Here is a 20,060-nt window from a genome sequence, read left to right as displayed (position 1 = left end):
CTTTGTCAACGGGCCGCGACCCGGGCGGAGCTACTCCGGCGCCTCGATGCGGTAGACCCGCTCGGCGGTGCCGCGGAAGATCTGGGCCAGATCGACGGGCCCGCCGCCGTGGGCGGTCACGGCGTCGGCGATCACCTGCGCGCTGTCGGCGATGCGCGTGATCGGTCTGTCCACCGGGAAATTCGAGCCCCACAGCAAGCGCTCGGGCCCGAAGACGTCCATCGCGTGCGCTACCAGCGGACCGACCCGCTCCACCAGCTCGGGCACCGGCGTGGAACTCCCGCGCTTGGGCACCGGATGCCCGAGAATCGGCATCATCAGTCCGCTGACCTTTGCGACGACGTTGGGCATCGCGCCCAGCGCGCTCAGGTCGTCGCGCCAGCTCAGGAACAGTTTCCTGCGCTCGCCCGGATTCGCGCCGGTGTGCTTGCCGACCTTCCCGTACAGGCCCGCGGGCGTGGCGAGGTGGTTCAGCACGATGGTGACCTCGGGATAGCGCTCGGCCAGCGCGGTCACCTCGGGCAGCTGGTGCGAGTACACCCATGCCTCGAAGGAGAGCCCGCGCTCGGCGAGTTCGGCGAACCCGTCCAGGAAACGGCTCGTGGTGAGCGCGCCAGCGCCGCCAGCGAAGGATCTGATGCCGGTGTCCGGGTGGTGCGCGACCATCGTGCGGATGCCGCGGAACAGCGGCGACGCGGTCCGGTGCGCGTCGAGCAGCGCCGCGAAGCCGTCGGCGGCCGGATCGGCCGACCCGATGACGGCGCCGAGCCGCGGGGTGTCGACGCCGAACGGCAGGCTGGCGACCCAGCGCGTCTCGTCCGCCTTCGCGGTCGGGCCTGACCCGGTCCACTCCACCTCGACGTGCACGATCGACTCCACCGGGACACCCACCGCGTCGGTCCGGTAGTCAGCGGGCAGATAGGGATGCACGTATGCCGTTGGGTCGCCGACGAATTCACGGTCGCGGCGTGGGGCGAGCCGGGTGGCGAGACCGATCGGCACCGGCAGGTATTTGAACAGCCGGGCGAGGTTGCTGAAATCGCGCGGCGTGGTCAGCGGATCCCACTGGTGGATGTGCGCGTCGATCACGCGTAGGCCCACGAGGTCCATCGTGTCCCTCCTGTCGTGGCGGATTACCCGGCCCGGCGATTGTCACACGACGATGGCCGCGCGCGGGCCAACGACGAGCTTCACCGGCCTCACACGTTGCGCCGGTACTGCCCGCCGACGGTGAAGAAGGCATCGGTGATCTGCTCCAGCGTGCAGACCCGCGCGGCGTCCATCAGCGCGGCGAAGATGTTCTCGTCGGTGCGCGCCACGGCGTCCAGCCGGGCCAGCGCCGCGTGCGCCGCGTCGCGGTGGCGCTGTTGGAACTCGCGCACGCGGTCGAGCTGGGACTTCTTCTCCGCCTCTGTGGCGCGCGCCAGCTCGAGCACTCGGTGCTGCTCGCCGTTCGGATTCCGGAACGTGTTGACCCCGACGATCGGCAGCGAGCCGTCGTGCTTGCGCCGCTCGTAGAGCATGGACTCGTCCTGGATCTTGCCGCGCTGGTAGCCCGTCTCCATGGCGCCGAGCACGCCGCCGCGCTCGCTGATCCGCTCGAACTCGACGAGCACCGCCTCCTCGACCAGATCGGTGAGTTCGTCGATGACGAAGCTGCCTTGCAGCGGGTTCTCGTTCATCGCCAAGCCCCACTCGCGGTTGATGATCAGCTGGATGGCCAAGGCCCGGCGGACCGACTCCTCCGTCGGCGTGGTCACCGCCTCGTCGTAGGCGTTGGTGTGCAGGCTGTTGCAGTTGTCGTAGACGGCGATCAGCGCCTGCAGCGTGGTGCGAATGTCGTTGAAGTTCATCTCCTGTGCGTGCAGCGAACGGCCCGAGGTCTGGATGTGGTACTTCAGCTTCTGCGAGCGTTCGTTGGCGCCGTAGCGGTCGCGCATGGCGATCGCCCAGATGCGCCGGGCGACCCGGCCGATCACCGAATACTCCGGGTCCATGCCGTTGGAGAAGAAAAACGACAGATTGGGCGCGAAGTCGTCGATGTCCATGCCGCGCGCCAGATAGGCCTCCACGTAGGTGAATCCGTTGGCGAGGGTGAAGGCGAGCTGGCTGATCGGGTTCGCGCCCGCCTCGGCGATGTGATACCCCGAGATCGACACCGAGTAGAAGTTGCGCACCTTGTTGCGCACGAACCACTCCTGGATGTCGGCCATCATGCGCAGGCTGAACTCGGTGGAGAAGATGCAGGTGTTCTGGCCCTGGTCCTCCTTGAGGATGTCTGCCTGCACGGTCCCGCGCACGGTGGCCAGCGTGCTCGCCCGGATGCCCGCGGCCTCGTCCTCGGTCGGCTCGCGGCCCTCCGCGGCCGAGAAGCGTTGCAACGCTTGGTCGATGGCGGCGTTCAGGAAGTAGGCCAGGATGGTCGGCGCCGGGCCGTTGATCGTCATGGAGACCGAGGTGGTCGGCGCGGTCAGGTCGAAACCGTCGTAGAGCGCCTTCATGTCGTCGAGCGAGGCGATCGAGACGCCGGAGGTGCCGACCTTGCCGTAGATGTCGGGTCGCTCGTCGGGATCGCGCCCGTAGAGCGTCACCGAATCGAAGGCGGTCGACAGCCGGGTCGCCTCGGCGTGCGCGGAGAGCACCTTGAAGCGCCGGTTGGTGCGGAACGGGTCACCCTCGCCCGCGAACATCCGCGCGGGATCCTCGTTGTCCCGCTTGAACGGGAACACCCCCGCCGTGAACGGAAAGCGACCGGGCAGGTTCTCCGCGCGCAGAAAGCGCAGCAGCTCACCGTGATCGGTGAAGCGAGGAAGCGCAACGCGCGCGATACTGCTGCCCGACAACGACTCCCGGCGCAGCGGAGTGTGGATCTCGCGGTCGCGCACCCGCACCACCTGCTCGTCCCCTCGGTAACTTTCGGCGATCGAGGGCCATTCGGCCAGCAGCGCGGCATTGTCGTCGGTGAGTTCGGTGCGTGCGGCTGTCAGCAAGTCGGCGACCGCGGTGTCGTCGGGCAGTTCGGCGAGCACCTGCTCGAACCGCTGGACGCGCTGCGCCGCGGCGACCTGCCTGCCGGTCTCGGCGTGGTAGCCGCGCACCGCTTCGGCGATCTCGGCCAGGTACCGCACCCGCGCGGGCGGAATGATCTGGGCGAAACGAGTGGAGACCTTGGTGTCGACCCACGGCAGCGTCCCGGGCTCGAGCCGCAGGCCGTGCTCGCCGAGCAGGCCGGTGAGGTGCTGGTAGAGCGCGGTCACGCCGTCGTCGTTGAACGTCGCCGCGCTGGTGCCGAAGACGGGCATATCCTCGGGGCGCGCGCCGAAAGCCTCGCGGTTGCGCAGCAGCTGGCGTGACACATCGCGCACCGCGTCGGCGGCGCCGCGGCGCTCGAACTTGTTGACCGCCACCACATCCGCGTAGTCGAGCATGTCGATCTTCTCGAGCTGGGAGGCGGCGCCGAACTCCGGCGTCATGACGTACATCGACACGTCGACGTGGTCGACGATGGCCGTGTCGCCCTGCCCGATGCCCGGCGTCTCCAGGACGACCAGGTCGTACCCCGCGGCCTTGCACGCCGCGACGATGGTGTCGATGTTGCGCGGCAGTTCGTGATTGCCCCGGGTGGCCAGCGAACGGAAGAACACGTGCGCGCCGTCGAGCGCGTTCATTCTGATGCGGTCGCCGAGCAGCGCGCCGCCGCCGCGGCGGCGGGTCGGATCGACCGCGAGGATCGCGACGCGGAGCTTGTCCTGCTGGTCGGAGCGCAGCCGCCGCACCAATTCGTCTGTCAGCGAGGACTTTCCGGAACCTCCGGTGCCCGTGATGCCGAGCACCGGCACGGCGCGCGCATTCGCCGCGGTGAGCAGCGCCTCCCGGTCGGCGGCGGGCAGCGTGTCCTGTTGCAGGCAGGTGATGGCGCGGGCCAGCGCGGGCCGTTCGCCCGCGAGCACGGCCTCGGTCGAGGGGAACCGCTCGGCGAGGTCATGATCGCAGGCACGCACCAATTCGTTGATCATGCCCGGTAATCCGAGCCGCTGGCCGTCCTCCGGGGAGAAGATCCGCACGCCCGCGGCGGCGAGTCGCTCGATCTCGTCGGCCACGATCACCCCGCCGCCACCGCCGAAGATTCGGAGGTGGCCCGCGCCGGCCTCTTTCAGCGCGGCCGCGAGGTATTCGAAGTATTCGATGTGGCCGCCCTGGTACGAGCTGACCGCCACGCCGTGCACGTCCTCCTCGATCGCGGCCGCGACCACCTCGTGCACGGCGCGGTTGTGCCCGAGGTGAATCACCTCCGCGCCCTGGGACTGCAAGATACGCCGCATGATGTTGATCGCGGCGTCGTGACCGTCGAACAGGGCCGCCGACGTCACGAAACGGACGGGGTGGGCGGGAGTGTGGAGCGCGCTGCTGTCGGCCACGGGAGTCCTCCGGCGAGTCCTTATGGCGCCCGATACTAGGACGTCAAAGTAATTCTACGGTGACAGCGATCACATCGCCAGCCTGTCGCGCGCCGCCGCGCCATGGACGCCGCCGGTGATACTGAACCGGTGGCTCATGAGCATCGGGTGGGGACGGCGCTGCGCCGACTGGTCGACGAGGGTGTGCTGACCGAGGCGCAACGGGACGCGGTCACGGCCGCGGTGGCCGCCGAGGAGGCCGCGGCGCGGCCGACGGCGGGCAAGCTGCTCGCCGAGATCGCGGCATACATCGGCGCCGGTCTGCTGCTCGGCGGGTTGGTGCTGTTTCTCGAGGCGTCGTGGGCCGATCTGGCGCGGGCGAGCCGGGTGGCGATTCTGGCGGCGGTGGCGATCGGGCTCGCGTTGGGTGGCGTCGCACTGGCCGGGCGCGCGTCGCTGTTCCGTACGACGACGCCGACCGCGCGCATGCGGCTGGCCGCGGTGTTGTTCGCGCTCGCCGCGGCCACGCTCGCCGGTGCGGTGGGAGCGGGCATCGATGATTCGGGGTCCGACGAGGCGTGGGTGCTCGCGGCATGCGCAGGCCTGGTCGCGGCGGTGCTCGGCTACGTGGCGCTGCCGTCGGTGGTCGGCATGCTCGCGTGCGCGGCGTTCGGCGTGCCCGTCGTCGGCGGTGTGCTCGGCGAGTTGTTGGACCTGGACGAATTCTGGATCGGGTTGGGCTTTTTCGCGCTCGGCATGGTCTGGTTCGGGCTGACGCGAGCGGGTGTGTTCGTCGAGGAATGGGCGGGATACGCGATCGCGATCGCCGTCGCGCTGCTCGGCGCGCAGTGGGTCGACCTCGAGCGGGACCGCTGGCCGCTCGTGCTCACCGTGCTCGTCGCCGTCGTCTGCTTCGCGCTTTACGCGACGCAACGGTCGCCGGTGTTGGTGATCGGCGGCGCGGGGGCCGTCGCGCTCGCCATCGCCGGGGCGGTGTCGGAGTGGACCGAGGGATTGGGTGCGGCCGGTTTCGTACTGATCGTCGGCGCCGTGCTGCTCGCGACGGGTGTGATCATCATGGCGCGGTCGCCGCGCGGCTCCGACTGACTTCCTTCCGGGTGGGATGAATCACATCCCCGTCCCCTCGAGTAATTACTCGGACATCCAACTATAGGATGACCGCAGATTGCGCGCACCGCGCGTCGACGACTGACAAAGGACTGGCATGGTTCGCGAACTCACTCACTTCATCGGCGGGCAACACGTCGCAGGCGCCTCGGGCAATTTCGGCGATGTCTTCGACCCGAACATCGGCCAGGTGCAGGCGCGCGTGCCGCTGGCGAGCAAGTCCGAGGTGGAGGCGGCCATCGCGAACGCCGCGGCGGCCCAGCCGGAGTGGGCGGCGTTCAACCCGCAGAAGCGGGCCAGGGTGCTGATGAAGTTCCTGACGCTGGTGCAGGACGAGATGGACAGCCTGGCCGCGCTGCTCTCCGCCGAACACGGCAAGACCATCGCCGACGCCAAGGGCGACATCCAGCGCGGGCTCGAGGTCGTCGAGTTCGCCACCGGTATCCCGCACCTGCTCAAGGGCGAATACACCGAGAGCGCCGGCACCGGCATCGACGTCTACTCGATGCGCCAGCCGCTCGGCGTCGTCGCGGGCATCACCCCGTTCAACTTCCCGGCCATGATCCCGCTGTGGAAGGCCGGTCCCGCGCTGGCCTGCGGAAACGCGTTCGTGCTCAAGCCCTCCGAGCGCGACCCCTCGGTGCCGCTGCGGCTGGCCGAGCTGTTCCTCGAGGCCGGTCTGCCCGCGGGCGTGTTCAACGTGATCAACGGCGACAAGGAGGCCGTCGACACGCTGCTGCACGATCCGCGGATCAAGGCCGTCGGCTTCGTCGGCTCCACCCCGATCGCCCAGTACATCTACGAGACTGCGACCGCGAACGGCAAGCGCGCCCAGTGCTTCGGCGGCGCGAAGAACCACGCCATCGTGATGCCGGACGCCGATCTCGACGATGTCGCCGACCAGCTGATCGGCGCCGGCTACGGTTCCGCGGGCGAGCGCTGCATGGCCATCTCGGTGGCCGTGCCGGTCGGCGAGGAGACCGCAGATCGCCTGGTGGCCAAGCTGACCGAGCGGGTGCACAAGCTCAACATCGGCCGCTCCGACGACCCGGGCGCCGACTTCGGCCCGCTGGTCGGCAAGGACGGCGTCGACCGGGTGAACAACTACGTCCAGATCGGCATCGATGAGGGGGCCGAGCTGGTCGTGGACGGCCGCGGCCTGACCGTCGAGGGCGGCGAGGACGGCTACTTCGTCGGCGCGACGCTGTTCGACAAGGTCACCGCCGACATGCGCATCTACCGGGAGGAGATCTTCGGCCCTGTGGTCAGCGTCGTGCGCGCCAAGGACTACGAGGAGGGCCTGCGCCTGGCCAACGAGCACGAATACGGTAACGGCGTGGCGATTTTCACCCGCGACGGCGATACCGCACGCGATTTCGCCTCCCGGGTGGAGGTCGGCATGGTCGGCATCAACGTGCCGATCCCGGTGCCGATCGCCTACTACACCTTCGGCGGCTGGAAGCGGTCCGGCTTCGGCGATCTGAACCAGCACGGCCCGGATTCGATCCGCTTCTACACCAAGACCAAGACGGTGACCCAGCGCTGGCCTTCCGGTCTGAAGGAGTCCAACGCGTTCGTCATCCCGACGATGGACTGACCGGATGTTCACTCTGAACGAGGACGAGCGCGCGATCCGCGAGACCGCGCGCCAGTTCGCCGACGAGTTCCTCGCGCCCAACGCGCTGGAATGGGATGAGCAGAAGCACTTTCCGGTGGACGTGCTGCGCAAGGCGGGCCCGCTCGGCCTGGGCGGCATCTACGTCCGAGAGGACGTCGGCGGCTCGGGGCTGCGCAGGCTCGACGCCGTGCGCATCTTCGAGCAGTTGGCCACCGGGTGTCCGGCGGTGGCGGCCTACATCTCGATCCACAACATGGCCGCCTGGATGATCGATGCCTACGGCACCGGCGAACAGCGCAACCGCTGGCTGCCCGGTCTGACCTCGATGGAACTGCTCGGCAGCTACGCGCTCACCGAGCCCGGCGTCGGCTCCGACGCGGCGGCGCTGAGCACCAAGGCCGTTCGCGACGGCGAGGACTACATCCTCAACGGCGCGAAGCAGTTCATCTCCGGCGCGGGCGCCAACGACGTGTACGTGATGATGGTGCGCACGAGTGACGAAGGCGCGCGCGGCATTTCGACGCTGATCGTGCCCGCCGACACCCCTGGCCTCTCGGTCGGGCCGAACGAGCGCAAGATGGGCTGGAACGCGCAGCCGACCAGGCAGGTCGTGCTGGAGGACGTCCGCGTCCCGGTCGCCAACCGCCTCGGCGCGGAGGGCGACGGGTTCCGCATCGCCATGAACGGCCTCAACGGCGGGCGGCTGAACATCGCCGCGTGCTCGGTGGGCGGCGCGCAGGCGGCGCTGGACAAGTCGGTGCCCTATCTCGCCGACCGCACGGCCTTCGGCAAGGCGCTGCTGAAGAACCAGGCGCTGCAATTCGAACTAGCCGATATGCGTACCGAACTGGAGGCAGCGCGGACGCTGCTGTGGCGCGCGGCCGCCGCGCTCGACGCGGACGCGCCCGACAAGGTCGAACTGTGCGCCATGGCCAAGCGATTCGCCACCGACGTGGGCTTCGAGGTGGCCAACAAGGCGCTCCAGCTGCACGGCGGCTACGGCTACCTGCACGAATACGGCTTGGAGAAGATCGTCCGTGACCTGCGCGTCCACCAGATCCTCGAGGGCACCAACGAGATCATGCGGGTTGTCGTAGCCCGCTCGGTCATAGGAGCAGCATGAGCAACGAACCTGAAGTCATCATCGACAAGCGCGACGGCCTCGGGCTGATCACGCTGAACCGGCCGAAGGCCATCAACGCGCTGAACCACCCTATGGCGCTGGCGATCACCGACGCGCTGCGCGCCTGGGCCGAGGACGACGAGGTGCGCACCGTCGTGGTCACCGGCGCGGGGGAGCGCGGGCTGTGCGCGGGCGGCGACATCGTCGCGATTCACGCCGACGCGAGAACCGGTACCGCGGGCGCGGACTCGCCGACCGGCGTGTTCTGGCGCGACGAGTACGTCCTCAACGCGCTGATCGGCCGCTACCCGAAGCCGTACGTGGCGATCATGGACGGCATCGTGATGGGCGGCGGCGTAGGACTTTCCGGCCACGGCAGCCATCGCGTCGTCACCGAGCGGTCAAAGATCGGCATGCCCGAGGTCGGCATCGGCTTCGTTCCCGATGTCGGCGGCACCTATCTGCTCTCGCGCGCGCCCGGTGAGATCGGCACGCACGTCGCGCTGACCACCGCGCGGATGGGCGCGGGCGACGCCATCGCGGCCGGGTTCGCCGACTACTACGTGCCTTCGGAGCACATCCCGGCCCTGTTGGAGACGTTGCGCACCGAGACAGCGGAGGTGGCGATCGCGAAGTTCGCCACGGAGGCGCCGGAATCCGAGTTGCTCGCGCAGCGAGACTGGATCGACGCCTGCTACGGCGCCGACACCGTAGCGGAGATCGTGACGCGGTTGCAGGCATCCGACGCGCCGGAAGCAGCGAAGGCCGTCGCCGATCTGCTCGCCAAATCTCCTGTCGCGCTGAAGGTCACGCTGCGCTCGTTGCGCGCGGCCCGCGACCTGCCGAGCCTGGAGGCGGTGCTCGACGAGGAGTATCGCGTATCCATCGCTTCGCTGCGCTCGCACGATCTGGTCGAGGGCATCCGCGCGCAGGTGATCGACAAGGACCGCAACCCGCAGTGGCGACCGGCGACCCTCGCCGAAGTCACCGACGCGCAGGTAGCGGCGTACTTCGCCGAATTGGGCGACAAGGAACTGGGTTTGGCGGCATCGGAGGCGCAGCAGTGAGCACAGCATCGCACAGCGATTCGGTCAGGGGTGGTGGCCGGGCGACGGGTGGGCAGAAGATCGGATTCCTCGGCCTCGGCCACATGGGCGCGCCGATGGCGGCCAACCTGGTCAGGGCGGGTTACGACGTGCTCGCCTTCGACCCGGTGCCTGCCGCGCAGCAGCAGGCGCGCGAGGACGGCGCGACCGTCGTCGATACGGCCGTCGCGGCGGCCGCCGACCGCGACGTGGTGATCACCATGCTGCCCAACGGCAAGCTGGTGCTCGATGTCTACGCCGACCTGCTGCCCGCCGCGCAGCCAGGCACCCTGTTCATCGATTGCTCCACCATCGACGTCGCCGACGCCAAGGAAGCGGCCGCGCGGACCGTCGCGGCGGGGCACCGCGCCTTGGACGCGCCGGTGTCGGGCGGCGTCGCCGGCGCGGCCGCGGGCACCCTGACCTTCATGGTGGGCGGTGCGGCGGCCGATTTCGCCGACGCTCTCCCGGTGCTCGAGGTGATGGGCGGCAAGGTCGTGCACTGCGGTGACGCCGGCGTCGGCCAGGCCGCCAAGATCTGCAACAACATGCTGCTCGGCATCTCGATGATCGGTCTGTCCGAGGCGCTCGTACTCGGCGAGAAGCTGGGTCTGAGCCACCAGTCGTTCTTCGACGTGGTCTCCACCGCGTCGGGCCAGAGCTGGGCGCTGACCAACTACTGCCCGGTCCCCGGCCCGGTGCCGACCAGCCCCGCGAACAACGACTACCAGCCGGGATTCGCCACCGCGCTGATGACCAAGGACCTCGGTCTCGCCGCGAACGCCTTGCGCGCCAACGGCATCGACGGGCAACTCGGCGCGCTCGCCGCGGAGATCTACACCCGGTTCAACCAGACGGACGCGGGCAAGGACTTCTCGGCTATCGTCACCGATATCCGTAACCGATCCGACCAAGAGGTGGCCTGAAGATGGATGCATCGCACAGCGATTCCGTGGGGGGTGGCGGCCGGGTGACGGGAGGGCCCGACTTCGAGACGATTCTGCTGGAGCGCAAAGGCCGGGTCGGCTGGATCACACTGAACCGTCCGAAGGCGCTCAACGCGCTGAACGCGCAGGTCCTCGACGACGTGATCGCCGCGCTGGACGAGCTCGAGCGCGACGACGCGATCGGCGCGGTCGTCATCACCGGCTCGGAGCGGGCCTTCGCGGCGGGCGCCGACATCAAGGAGATGCAGCCCAAGTCGTACATGGACATGTTCATGGACGATTTCTTCGCGCGCTGGGACCGGCTGGCGAACTTCCGCAAGCCCACCATCGCGGCGGTCGCGGGCTACGCGCTCGGCGGCGGCTGTGAGCTGGCGATGATCTGCGACATCCTGATCGCCGCCGACACGGCCAAGTTCGGGCAGCCGGAGATCAAGCTCGGCGTCATCCCCGGCATCGGCGGTTCGCAGCGGCTGACCAGGGCGATCGGCAAGGCCAAGGCCATGGACCTGGTACTGACCGGCCGCAACATGGACGTCGAGGAAGCCGAGCGCGCCGGACTGGTCTCGCGCATCGTGCCCGCCGCCGAACTGCTCGACACCGCGCTCGAGGTGGCCGAGACCATCGCCGCGATGTCGCTGCCGGTCGCCATGATCGCGAAGGAAGCGGTGAACCGCTCCTTCGAGACCACCCTCGCCGAGGGACTGCGCTTCGAGCGCCGCGTCTTCCACTCGCTGTTCGCCATCGAGGATCAGAAGGAAGGCATGAGCGCCTTCGTCGAGAAGCGGCCCGCGAAGTTCAGCAACCGCTGAGTCCGCTCACGGCTCGCGCGTTCGCCTTTCCGGGTGTTCGCGCGAGCCGTTGTCGTCTCAGGGCTGGAACGCCCGCGTGAGGTCCGCGGCGAACGCGGGCGGTGTGCGTCCGTCGACCGAATAGTGGTAGAGCGCTGCCTGATACACCGCGTTCGCGGCCGAGACGAAGACCAGCGCGGTGATGTAGACGGCCAAGCCGAGCCACAGGCCGATCGCCGTGCCGTACGGCACGCCGAGCCGTGCCTGCGCCAGCGCGCCCAGCACGGCGCCGACCAGCACGCTCACCGAAACGCCTACCAGCACCAGCGTGTAGCCCACCATGCCGAGGCGGGTACTGCTCACCACGTCGGTACCCCACGCGCGATCCAGCGTCCAACGTGAATCTTGCAGTGCGCCAATCGGATTGCGGCCTTCCAGGACAATCTTCGGGAGCGCCAGCTCGGCCACGTCCGCCCACGCGGTCCCGGGATGGCGGCCGCGCGCCGTCCGCATGTCGCGAAAGTCGTGTTCGACCAGCCGCAGCACCGGCAGCACCGTCGCCGTCGCGAGCGCCCACAGCAGAATCGCGGGCCACCGTCCCATGGGAATCCGCCTCGCCGCGCCCGGGTATCCGCCGCGCAGCACGTTGTCGGCCTGCGCGATGAGGGCGGCGTTGCCGAACGTGGTGACGATCACCATCAGCAGATAGCACGCTCCGGCCAGCAGCAGGGGTGTGGCCGACGACGACCCGTCGATCACGTCGGCGCCGATGGATACGAAAAGGACGCCCGTCACGACCGCTCCCGTGACGGCCGACCGCACCGGGTACGCGACCAGCGCGCGGTGCGAGGTCAGCACGCCCCATCCGGTCCTGAGCATGGTTCTCGCGGCGGCGAATGCCACGTGTACACCCCCGTTGTCGTGCGCTTGTGGTTCAGCGCCATGCTAGCCAACGGGGTGCGGCGGGCTCCGGCCTCAGTTGCCCGACGGCTGCGGGGTGGTGCGCAGTTCGATGTGCGTCGGCGCGGTACCCCCGGCCGGCGGCCGCGCCGAATCCCGTTCCACGGCGAGCAAACCGGCGATCGTCGCGCCGAGTGCCGCGGTGACCGCAACGGCGGCGATGACCTTCCGACGGCCGACGCCCGCGGGGGCGAGCGTCGGCAGGGCGCCCGTCCGCAGACGCGCCATGCGCACGTCGCCGGACGGGCGTTCGGCGGCGAACAGCAACGCGCCTCGCGCCGAGACGTATTCCGGCTCCGGGTCGTAGATCAGCGGCAGGTCGACCAATTCGGCCAGCTCGCCGCGCACGCTCGGGCTGCGGGTGCAGCCACCGAGCAGGACGAGCGCCTCGGGCCGCACCCCGGTCTCCTCGATGAGCTGGCGCACGAACGACGCGGAGTGATGAATGCCCGCGGCGCACAGTTCGGCCAGATCGCTGCGGGTCACCACGGCTCGCCCGCCGGAGCTTGGATCGGTCGCGGTGACCACCCGCGCGCTGCTGAGCGCCTCGCGGTGCTTTCTGCTGCCGATCCGATCGGTGAGCACGCCTTCCCTGGCCAGTTGCCAGCGCAGCAGCGCGTCGTAGCCGTCGCCGCCGAGTACGGTGCTGCGTTTGCTGGACAGGATGGCGTCGGTGCGGCAGTCGGCGTGCGTCACGGTCAGCCCGGAGCTGCCGAGGTCGTAGAGGATAACGGTGCCGGAGTCCGGAAGTTCGCCGGTGAAGCGCAGGTAGCGCAGCTGGGCGAGCGGCTCGTCGACGATGGTGAGCCTGCTGCGGCCCGCGGCGGACCGGATGGCCTCGGCGTGCAGGGGGCAGCGGCAGGTCACGGCGGTGCCGGTGATCAGCTCGTCGCGCAGCTGGGCGGACTGGCACATCTCGCGAATCGCCTCGAACACCGCCTCCTCGACGCCCGCACCCGCGCGGCGCGGGACATGGCAGCGATCGATGGGAGGAAGGTGCGGCTGGTCGCTATGCGTCAACATCGCGCGCGCGCCACCAGCACCCGCCGATACCCCCAAGACCAGCACCATGGATCCATGGTGGACCTTTTCCCGGCCGCTGCCAAGGCAACGCCGCCGCGAATTCGCTAGTTGGATGCCGGACTGTTACGCGGAGGTCGATTCCGCGGTGTATGAGACCGCCAGGTACGGAGTGGAGTTCAGCGTTCCCTGGTGTTCCAGCGGGCGGGCGCGTCGCCGGTGTCGAAGTCGCCCGCGGCGTGCCGGAATTCCGCGAGCAGCTGCAACAGCAGATGCAGCCGATCCGGCCGGAGGCCCGGGTGGGCGAACACCTTCGCGTTCAGATCCTCGGTGGCCTTCGCGACCAATTCCCTTCCGGCGTCGGTGATTTCGATGAGAGTGGCGCGGCGGTCGCTGGGATGCGGCACCCGCTCGACGAGGCGTGCCGCCTCCAGTCGGTCGACGGTGTTGGTGACGCTGGTCGGGTGGACCTGGAGCCGGGCGCTGGCCTTCGCCATCGGCAGCGCGCCGGTCTTGCTGAAGCTCAGCAGCATGAGCAGTTCGTACCGGGAGAAGGTCAGGCCGGTCGGTTTCAGCGCCTCGTCCACCCGGGCCATCACGATTTGCTGTGCGCGGACCAGAGAGGTCACCGCCGCCATCCCGTCGGCGACATCGCCCCAGCCGTGGCCGACCCACTGGCGGTGGGCCTCCTCGATGGGATCGACTGGGAGCGGGCGTGGCCGAGACATTCCCCGATCATTGCATGCCGGGCGGTTCTTTCCCCGTCGCGCGCTCGACGTTCCGGCGATATCGGCGTGTGGGCCGTCCGGGCTCGAGGGGCGGCGTGATCTGTGGAGGTTTTGAATCAGCTCGAGCCCAAGCCTGGTCGCAGGCGGCGCGGCCCGGCATTCTCGAATGCGAGGCGGGCGTGGCTGAGTGGTTTAGGCAACGGTCTGCAAAGCCGTTAACGCGGGTTCGATTCCCGCCGCTCGCTCCAGGAAAGATCGGGTGCGCCGGTCGTCGGAGCCTCGGTTCGGTGTTACGCCACCGCCGGACCGGGGCTCCGTCGGTGTGCGCGCACTCGGCCTCCGTCAGCTCAGCACAGACCGGAAAAATCCCGAGCGACAACGTGATTCCGGTCGGCGAAGGTTCCGAGGGTGTAATCGGGGAGCAGTCCGAAGTATTCGCCGCGGGTGGTGCTACTCCACCGCCGGGCGTCCTCGGCGCGCGTCTTGTAGAAGTTCACCATGTAGCCGCCCTCGTACACGCGGAGCAGGCTGTAGCCGCCCGGATACTCTTTCACCGCGGCCACCTCCAGGAACTCCACCGCGATATTCGCGTCCGGCCGAGTGCGGCGGTTGCGGTGGGTATGGCCGCTGTGGTGCAGGAAGACGCCGGGCGCCCGCTCGTAAAGTCGCTGGAGTCGGATGCTGTCGGTGCCATCGAGGACGAAAGCCGGGCCAGCGGTGTTGGTGAGTCCCGATTCGACGGTCACCGGGTGGTGGCCGAAGACCAGGGTCGGACGGTCCGGGTCGGCGCGCAGCGCCTCGGCCAAGCGGTCGAACTGGGATCGTTCGATGCGCCCGCCTGCACCGTTCAGGTCGCTGGTGTCAATGCCGAGCAGTCGCAATCCGCCGACCTCGTGCTCGGCCAACTCCTGCCTGGCGAGGAAATTGTCGCCCCAGCAGTCGCGGTGTTCGCCGAGGTGGGTGCATGTCTCGTAGTCCACGTGCGGGCGATCGTGATTGCCGCGCGACACGAGGTAGTCGCTGCCGAGCGCACCCCACGAGTCGAGCCGGGCGCGGACCGCGCGCGACTCCTGCTGCGTCGCTTCGCTGGTCAGATCACCCGCGACGACAAGATGATTCACATCTCTGGCCCGCAGGTCGTCGAGCAGCGCGGAAAGCATGACCTCGGGATAGGGCGGCAGACCGGCCGGCTGGCGGAAGCCGGGCGGGAACGCGCCGACCACCAAGCCGCTGACCGTCTCGCCGTAGTGCACGTCGTTGGCCAGCGCGATGGTGCGCAGCAAGCGGCCTGGCGGCGGCACCATGGTGGTGAATTCGCCGGTGGTTTCCGGCGTTCCGGGCGACAGCGTGGTGAGTGAGAGCGCGGGCGTCGCACGCACGCCCTGCGACCACGCCTCGAAACGATAGCGGCGGCCCGGCTCCAGGCCACCGATCTCGGCGTAGTGGAACGGCCTTCGATCGGGATCGGCGAAGACCGGGACCGGCGCTCGCGGCGAATCCGCTGGGCCGAGCCGAACTTCGGCGTCGGAGGGGACTGGGGTCAGGCGTCCCGCCTCGTCCGGCGCCACGGTGGTCCAGGTCAGCACGACCGAGCGATCGGTGACGGTGACGACTTCCAGATCCGTCGCGAGCAACGAAAGAAACTGTGCTCGAGCACGACTCGACGTGATGCCGCCGACCGAGAGCAACGCCGCGGAGGCGATCGCGCCGAGAAATGTGCGGCGCGAGGGTCCGCAGCAGCTCATGGTCGCGAGGGTACGGCAAGAATCGGTGCCGCGACCCGCTCTATTTCGCGCCGCTCAGCGCCTGGCGCGGCTGCTCGACCACCCGGCGCGCGCCGTCCTGAGTCTTCGCCCACATCGCGCCGACGAACCGGCCCGCGGTGACCAGCATGATTCCCCCCTTGCGTGTAACCCACTGTGACGCAAAGGGTCTGGCCAGGGGCTTGTCGTAAGGTGTTGCCACCTCCTGCTCCAGGGGCGGTGCGGCGTCTGGTCCAAGCCGCATCGTGCCGAGAAAGGAGGTGGTGGGGAATGGCGAAACATCGCCGGAAAAAGCGAGAGGCCCCGGTCGATTACGGCATCTGCTTGATCGTTGCTGCCGTGACCGCCGGGGCGCTCGCCTTGGTCCGCCGAGTGCGGGCTAGCTAACCCACGCGGTGGAGGCCGTCTTAGCGGGGCGGTCTCCACCTCTCGACATCACTCGCGTGACGCTCCAACTCTACTCGACGTCGAACGCGCGGCATACCGACTCCATCGCGGCGGCCGCGATGTTCAGCCTGGTGAAGCCCCGCGTGCGGCGCGCAGATCGCCTGTCTCCGAACCGGCGGTAAACCAACCTCCCGCCGTGCTTCAAGCGCGATTCGCCAGCCGTGACCACTGAAGTGACGACGATCCGCCGCGACCGCCCATCGATTCATCGAGAACCCAAACCGAACGATCCGCACAAAACTAAGCCCGCGACACCAAGCAAACGGCGACCCCCAACCGAAACATCCCCACAAAACGCAACAACCACAAGGGGGTCCGGGGGCGAAGCCCGCCGGGCGGGGCGTGGGGGTCGCACCCCCACAAAACACGACGAAACGAGCAAAGGCCCACGCCCTCCGTGGGCATGGGCCTGCTGCGAGTGGAGTGCCCTCGGCAGGATTCGAACCTGCGGCCTTCTGCTCCGGAGGCAGACGCTCTATCCCCTGAGCTACGAGGGCGGGATAGATCTCGGTCGGGCCGGGTGGTCCGATCGGGCGGGGCAAGCGTATCGCATCGTGCGCTGGACGCCAAAAAGGGCGTCGGGCCGGGGGCTTTCGCCGGGGCCGGCCCGACGCCCGGTCAGTTGAGGGGGAGTGGAGCGCCGCCGCGGGCGGTGAGCATGGTGGTGAGCAGCCGGGATTCGGCCTGCTGGGTTTCGGCCATGCTGGCGGCGAGGGTGCGGACGGCTGTGGTCGCGGCGTGGTCGGCCGCGTATTCCATCATCGGCATGCCGCCCTGGTGGTGGCGCAGCATGAGGCGCAAGAACATGACATCGGCCTCCGGCGCGGGGGCTTGCCGCATCGCAGCGAGTTCCTCCTGGGTGGCCATGCCGGGCATGCTCGCCATCGACCCGGACATCTGGTGTCCGCCGCCGTGTCCGTGTCCGTGTTCGGAGCCGGTCTCGCTCATCCACCCCATGAAGCCCTCGACGCTTTGCGTGGGCTTGTTCCACAGTTGCAGCCAGCCCTGCATCCGGCCGACCTGGTTCTGCTGGGTGGTCATGATGTCGTAGGCCAGCCTGCGCACGTCGTTGTCGGTGGAGCGCAGCAGGGCGATGCCCGCCATCTCGACGGCTTGCGCGTGGTGCGCTGACATGTCCTGGGCGAAGCCGACGTCCACCGCGGTCGGGTCGGGTTCGCCGGAACCGCCGTCCAGCGGAAGCCGTACGAGCGTCCCGATGGCGAATCCGAGCAGGATGGCTCCGAGCGCGCCGAGGACGAGCAGGGCGACCCCTTGCCTGCGCACCTGCGCCTTGAAGCCGTGCTCCGTGCCGGACTCGGTTTCGATATCGGCTTCGGCCTGCATCTAGGGGGCCGCCGTCGGCTCGACGGGCGCACCGGGCAGTCCGGGCAGTCCGGGCATGCCGGGGGCGCCGGGCAGTCCTGGGACACCGGGAACACCGGGGATGCCGGGTACACCCGGGATTCCGGGCAGTCCACCGCCGAGCTCGGACTGATCGGTCTGGATGCCTTTACCGTCCATCGGCACCGCGTCCGGCCCGGGCGGCGCGGGGTCGAACGGCGCCGGGTTCTCCCTGTCGAAGTACGGGTTGGAGCAGGCCGCGCCGACCTCGGGGTAGGCGTACTGGTTCTGCCGCAGCGCGGTGATGAACTGGTTGATCCGCTTGTCCTCCGGGCTGTCCAGCTTCAGCTGGTGGCCCCAGGACTGCAGCGAGACCGCACTGTCCAGCCCCGGGTAGGGCGACATCAGCGTGTACTGCTTGCCTTCGACCTTCTTCTTCAACGTGTCGATACCCGCGGCGTCCACCTTGTCGGGGTTGTAGGTGATCCAGACAGCGCCGTGCTCGAGCGAGTGCACCGCGTTCTCGGTGCGGATCGGCTTGGCGTAGACGACGCCGGTGCAGTCGGCCCACGCCTGATCGTGCGGTCCACCGAAGGGCGGCTTCTGGTCGTAGGCCACTCGCTGGGTCGGGTCGACGTGCTTGCCCGCGCCCTGCGCGTAGTCCTTCTTCACCACGCCCGCGATCTGATCCGAGGGATCCTTCTTCTGCGCGCTCGGCGTGTACTTGTCCAGTTCGGCCTGTTCGCGGTATTTGGGGACCAGGCTGTAGGCGAGGGCGCCGATCAATGCGATGATTACTGCGGCCGCGCCGATGGCCATCCACGGGATCTGGCGTTTCTTCGGAAGCTGGCCCTTGCCGCCGCCCCCCTTGCGGGAAGGCGACACCTTCCCCGCGGCTCGGACGGCCTTGGCCGACTTCGAGGCGCTGTTGCTACTCGGCATTGCTCGTTGCTCTCTCGATGTGATGAACCGCTGTGCTGTTCGTTACGGACGGATCCGGGGCAGTGCCCGCCCGACGGCGTACACCTGCCAAGACCATAGGATAGAGACTCGTGACTCCAGCTGACCTTGCAGATCTCCTTCGCTCCACTGCGGCGAAGGTGCTTGTCGAACGTGGACTGGACCCTGCGGTCCTGCCCGACGAGGTCAATGTGGAGCGTCCTCGCAACCCGGAACACGGTGACTATGCCACGAATGTGGCCATGCAGGTGGCCAAGAAGGCCGGCACGAATCCGCGCGAGCTGGCCACCTGGCTGGCCGACGCGCTGACCGCCGCCGAGGGCGTGTCCTCGGCGGAAGTCGCGGGTCCCGGCTTTCTGAACATCCGGCTCGCCGCCGCCGCGCAGGGCGCGATCGTCCAGAAGGTGCTCGCGGCGGGCGCGTCCTTCGGCACCGCCGACGCGCTCGCGGGCACCAGGATCAACCTGGAGTTCGTCTCGGCGAACCCGACCGGACCGATTCATCTCGGCGGCACCCGCTGGGCCTCGGTCGGCGACGCGCTCGGCCGCATCCTCGCCGCGCAGGGCGCCGACGTCACCCGCGAGTACTACTTCAACGACCACGGCGCGCAGATCGACCGGTTCGCCAACTCGCTGGTCGCCGCCGCCACCGGCGCGCCGACCCCGGAGGACGGGTACGCGGGCGCCTACATCCACGAGATCGCCGCGCGGGTCGTCGCGGACAACCCCGGCGCGGCCGAGCTGCCCGAGGTCGAGCGGCACGAGCTGTTCCGTCGCGAGGGCGTCGAGCTGATGTTCGCGCACATCAAGCAGACACTGCACGAGTTCGGCACCGACTTCGACGTCTACTTCAACGAGAGCTCGCTGTTCGCCTCCGGCGCGGTCGACAAGGCGGTCGGGGAGCTCAAGGCCGCAGGCAAGCTGTACGAGAAGGACGGGGCGTGGTGGATCGCCAGCTCCGAGTACGGCGACGACAAGGACCGCGTGGTCATCAAGAGCGACGGCAAGACCGCCTACATCGCCGGTGACATCGCCTACTTCCACGACAAGCGTGGCCGTGGCTTCGATCTGTGCATCTACATGCTCGGCGCCGACCACCACGGCTACATCGGCCGCTTGAAGGCCGCCGCCGCGGCGTTCGGCGACGATCCGGACACCGTCGAGGTGCTGATCGGCCAGATGGTGAATCTGGTGAAAGACGGTGCGGCCGTTCGCATGAGCAAGCGGGCGGGCACGGTGGTGACGCTCGACGACCTGGTCGAGGCGATCGGCGTCGACGCGGCGCGCTACTCGCTGGTGCGGTCGTCGGTGAACTCCAGCATCGATATCGACCTCGACCTGTGGACCAAGCAGAACAACGAGAACCCGATCTACTATGTGCAATACGCGCACGCCCGCTCCAGCCGCATCATCGACAACTCGGCTGCCTTCGACTTCGCTTCGGTGGCACCGGATTTCGGCCTGATGACGTCCGACCGCGAGGGCGAGCTGATCCGTACCCTCGGCGAGTACCCGCGGGTGGTCGCGACGGCCGCCGAGATGCGGGAACCGCACCGCGTAGTGCGCTACCTGGAGGAGCTGGCCGGTGCCTACCACCCGTTCCAATCCGACGACGACATGCGGGTGCTGCCGAAGGGCGACGAGCCGGTCACGCCGCTCAAGTCCGCCCGGCTCGAACTGGTGAAGGCCACCCGTCAGGTGCTGGCCAACGGACTCGGTCTGCTCGGGGTCGGCGCACCGGAGCGTATGTAGTGCG

Annotated in this window: 15 protein-coding genes and 2 tRNA genes; 8 read left to right on the top strand and 9 right to left on the bottom strand. The window is 68.8% G+C overall.

Annotated elements, in window-relative coordinates:
• Positions 1-30 precede the first annotated feature (30 nt).
• Positions 31-1,110, bottom strand: coding sequence for an amidohydrolase family protein (locus tag NX1_RS30750; RefSeq protein WP_068067179.1), 1,080 nt, complete (start codon positions 1,108-1,110; stop codon positions 31-33).
• 89 nt (positions 1,111-1,199) lie between these two features.
• On the bottom strand, positions 1,200-4,418 hold the full coding sequence (gene icmF / locus NX1_RS30745) for a fused isobutyryl-CoA mutase/GTPase IcmF (RefSeq protein ID WP_068067175.1): 3,219 nt from the start codon (positions 4,416-4,418) through the stop codon (positions 1,200-1,202).
• A 129-nt stretch (positions 4,419-4,547) separates the two neighbouring features.
• Here icmF and NX1_RS30740 point away from each other — a divergent pair, with 129 nt between their 5' ends.
• The 6 genes from NX1_RS30740 to NX1_RS30715 all read left to right on the top strand — a co-directional run bounded on the left by NX1_RS30740 (position 4,548) and on the right by NX1_RS30715 (position 11,107).
• Positions 4,548-5,504 (top strand): DUF2157 domain-containing protein, encoded by a 957-nt coding sequence (locus NX1_RS30740; RefSeq protein ID WP_169812313.1) that lies wholly within the window; start codon positions 4,548-4,550, stop codon positions 5,502-5,504.
• A 118-nt stretch (positions 5,505-5,622) separates the two neighbouring features.
• The gene (locus NX1_RS30735) at positions 5,623-7,122 is read left to right on the top strand and encodes a CoA-acylating methylmalonate-semialdehyde dehydrogenase (protein ID WP_068067169.1); all 1,500 of its coding nucleotides are present in this window, start codon (positions 5,623-5,625) and stop codon (positions 7,120-7,122) included.
• A 4-nt stretch (positions 7,123-7,126) separates the two neighbouring features.
• The gene (locus NX1_RS30730) at positions 7,127-8,266 is read left to right on the top strand and encodes an acyl-CoA dehydrogenase family protein (RefSeq protein ID WP_068067167.1); all 1,140 of its coding nucleotides are present in this window, start codon (positions 7,127-7,129) and stop codon (positions 8,264-8,266) included.
• Entirely contained in the window at positions 8,263-9,333 is a 1,071-nt protein-coding gene (locus tag NX1_RS30725) for an enoyl-CoA hydratase/isomerase family protein (protein WP_068067165.1), read from the top strand. Before NX1_RS30730 ends, NX1_RS30725 begins: the two co-directional genes overlap by 4 nt.
• Positions 9,330-10,277: a 3-hydroxyisobutyrate dehydrogenase gene (mmsB, locus tag NX1_RS30720; protein ID WP_157120239.1), complete on the top strand. Its 948-nt coding sequence runs from the start codon at positions 9,330-9,332 to the stop codon at positions 10,275-10,277. The genes NX1_RS30725 and mmsB overlap by 4 nt, the downstream gene beginning before the upstream one ends.
• Positions 10,278-10,321: 44 nt before the next feature.
• On the top strand, positions 10,322-11,107 hold the full coding sequence (locus tag NX1_RS30715; protein WP_245668749.1) for an enoyl-CoA hydratase: 786 nt from the start codon (positions 10,322-10,324) through the stop codon (positions 11,105-11,107).
• 57 nt (positions 11,108-11,164) lie between these two features.
• Here the strand turns inward: NX1_RS30715 and NX1_RS30710 are convergent, their stop codons facing one another.
• The 3 genes from NX1_RS30710 to NX1_RS30700 all read right to left on the bottom strand — a co-directional run bounded on the left by NX1_RS30710 (position 11,165) and on the right by NX1_RS30700 (position 13,794).
• Complete coding sequence (locus NX1_RS30710) at positions 11,165-11,989, bottom strand: DUF6159 family protein (protein ID WP_068067156.1); 825 nt, start codon at positions 11,987-11,989, stop codon at positions 11,165-11,167.
• Between the two features lie 72 nt (positions 11,990-12,061).
• Positions 12,062-13,117, bottom strand: coding sequence for an Hsp70 family protein (locus NX1_RS30705; RefSeq protein ID WP_068067153.1), 1,056 nt, complete (start codon positions 13,115-13,117; stop codon positions 12,062-12,064).
• 128 nt (positions 13,118-13,245) lie between these two features.
• On the bottom strand, positions 13,246-13,794 hold the full coding sequence (locus NX1_RS30700) for a MarR family winged helix-turn-helix transcriptional regulator (protein ID WP_068067146.1): 549 nt from the start codon (positions 13,792-13,794) through the stop codon (positions 13,246-13,248).
• Between the two features lie 173 nt (positions 13,795-13,967).
• Here NX1_RS30700 and NX1_RS30695 point away from each other — a divergent pair.
• Positions 13,968-14,042: transfer RNA gene (locus NX1_RS30695), tRNA-Cys, on the top strand.
• 99 nt (positions 14,043-14,141) lie between these two features.
• Here the strand turns inward: NX1_RS30695 and NX1_RS30690 are convergent.
• From NX1_RS30690 to NX1_RS30675, 4 genes are all read right to left on the bottom strand, one after another.
• Complete coding sequence (locus tag NX1_RS30690; RefSeq protein ID WP_068067143.1) at positions 14,142-15,539, bottom strand: metallophosphoesterase; 1,398 nt, start codon at positions 15,537-15,539, stop codon at positions 14,142-14,144.
• An 889-nt stretch (positions 15,540-16,428) separates the two neighbouring features.
• A tRNA-Arg gene (locus tag NX1_RS30685) sits at positions 16,429-16,501 on the bottom strand.
• A gap of 121 nt (positions 16,502-16,622) precedes the next feature.
• Complete coding sequence (locus tag NX1_RS30680) at positions 16,623-17,348, bottom strand: DUF305 domain-containing protein (protein ID WP_084501876.1); 726 nt, start codon at positions 17,346-17,348, stop codon at positions 16,623-16,625.
• Positions 17,349-18,287 carry a thioredoxin-like domain-containing protein gene (locus tag NX1_RS30675; RefSeq protein ID WP_068067140.1) on the bottom strand — a complete coding sequence of 313 codons (939 nt, stop codon included), beginning with the start codon at positions 18,285-18,287 and terminating at the stop codon, positions 17,349-17,351. It lies immediately after the preceding gene.
• Positions 18,288-18,397: 110 nt separating this feature from the next.
• On the opposite strand from NX1_RS30675, the gene argS reads away from it, so the two are divergent.
• Positions 18,398-20,056 carry an arginine--tRNA ligase gene (gene argS / locus NX1_RS30670; RefSeq protein WP_068067137.1) on the top strand — a complete coding sequence of 553 codons (1,659 nt, stop codon included), beginning with the start codon at positions 18,398-18,400 and terminating at the stop codon, positions 20,054-20,056.
• Positions 20,057-20,060: the final 4 nt, after the last annotated feature.

It is taken from the genome of Nocardia xishanensis NBRC 101358 (genome assembly GCF_001613365.1).
Lineage (GTDB): Bacteria > Actinomycetota > Actinomycetes > Mycobacteriales > Mycobacteriaceae > Nocardia > Nocardia xishanensis.
This window is presented reverse-complemented; position numbering and strand designations above follow the sequence as displayed.

Coding starts and splice junctions, on each gene's coding strand:
- NX1_RS30750 (WP_068067179.1), bottom strand. CDS start 1,110: ATGGACCTCGTGGGCCTACGCGTGATCGACGCGCACATCCACCAGTGG.
- NX1_RS30700 (WP_068067146.1), bottom strand. CDS start 13,794: ATGTCTCGGCCACGCCCGCTCCCAGTCGATCCCATCGAGGAGGCCCAC.
- NX1_RS30725 (WP_068067165.1), top strand. CDS start 8,263: ATGAGCAACGAACCTGAAGTCATCATCGACAAGCGCGACGGCCTCGGG.
- NX1_RS30675 (WP_068067140.1), bottom strand. CDS start 18,287: ATGCCGAGTAGCAACAGCGCCTCGAAGTCGGCCAAGGCCGTCCGAGCC.
- NX1_RS30735 (WP_068067169.1), top strand. CDS start 5,623: ATGGTTCGCGAACTCACTCACTTCATCGGCGGGCAACACGTCGCAGGC.
- NX1_RS30730 (WP_068067167.1), top strand. CDS start 7,127: ATGTTCACTCTGAACGAGGACGAGCGCGCGATCCGCGAGACCGCGCGC.
- NX1_RS30705 (WP_068067153.1), bottom strand. CDS start 13,117: ATGGTGCTGGTCTTGGGGGTATCGGCGGGTGCTGGTGGCGCGCGCGCG.
- NX1_RS30690 (WP_068067143.1), bottom strand. CDS start 15,539: ATGAGCTGCTGCGGACCCTCGCGCCGCACATTTCTCGGCGCGATCGCC.
- NX1_RS30680 (WP_084501876.1), bottom strand. CDS start 17,348: ATGCAGGCCGAAGCCGATATCGAAACCGAGTCCGGCACGGAGCACGGC.